The 992-nt window shown below is 66.8% G+C and carries 1 protein-coding gene; it reads right to left on the bottom strand.

Translation table 11 applies throughout. The annotated features are described in order from the left end of the window. Positions 1-992 (bottom strand): electron transfer flavoprotein-ubiquinone oxidoreductase (locus E3D03_RS20900; RefSeq protein ID WP_263568539.1); only part of this gene is annotated, 992 nt, incomplete at both ends.

Genomic DNA, 992 nt, shown 5'->3' with positions numbered 1-992 from the left:
TCCTTGATGTCGCAGGTCTTGCAATGCACGCAGTTCTGGAAGTTGATCTGGAACTTCGGCCCCTCGGGCCCCTCCAGCACCTCATAGACCCCGGCCGGGCAGTAGCGCTGCGCCGGCTCGGCATAAAGCGGCAGGTTCACCGCGATCGGGATCGCGGGATCCTTCAGCTTCAGGTGGCAGGGCTGGCTCTCCTCGTGGTTGGTAAAGGAAAACGCCACGTTGGTCAGCCGGTCGAACGACAGCTTGCCGTCGGGCTTCGGATAGTCGATGGGCTGGAAATCCGCAGCCTTTCCGGTGGCCTGCGCATCCGTCTTGCCGTGCTTCCAGCTGCCCAGCGGGTTCCAGCCGGTCAGGTTCGCGACCCACATATCAAGCCCGCCGAGCGCCAGCGAGGGCCACAGCCCCAGCTTCGACCAGACCGGCTTGACGTTCCTGACCGGCTTCAGGTCGCGGGCGATGGCGCCCTTGCGGACCTCGGCCTCGTAATCGGTCAGCTCGTCGCCCGCGCGGCCGGCGGCGATGGCCGAAGCCGCCGCCTCGGCCGCGGCGATGCCGGACAGCATGGCGTTGTGGTTGCCCTTGATCCGCGGCACGTTCACCAGCCCGGCCGAGCAGCCGAGCAGCGCCGCGCCCGGCACGGTCAGCTTCGGGATCGACTGCCAGCCGCCCTCGGAGATCGCGCGGGCGCCGTAGGCCACGCGCTTGCCGCCCTCGAGCAGTTCCGCGACCAGCGGGTGATGCTTGAAGCGCTGGAACTCCATGTAGGGATAGAGATAGGGGTTCTTGTAGTTCAGGTGCACGACGAAGCCGACCAGCACCTGGTTGCCGCCGAGGTGATAGATGAAGCTGCCGCCGCCGGCGTTCTTGCCCAGGGGCCAGCCCATGGTGTGGGTGACGGTGCCGGGCTTGGCCTTGGCCGGGTCGATCTCCCAGATCTCCTTCATGCCGAGGCCGAATTTCTGCGGCTCGTGGCCGGCCGAGAGGTCGTATTT

Source organism: Paracoccus sp. DMF, from assembly GCF_004407025.1.
Classification (GTDB): domain Bacteria; phylum Pseudomonadota; class Alphaproteobacteria; order Rhodobacterales; family Rhodobacteraceae; genus Paracoccus; species Paracoccus aminovorans_B.
Note: the sequence above shows the minus strand (reverse complement) of the source record. Positions and strands in the feature narration are given on the sequence as shown.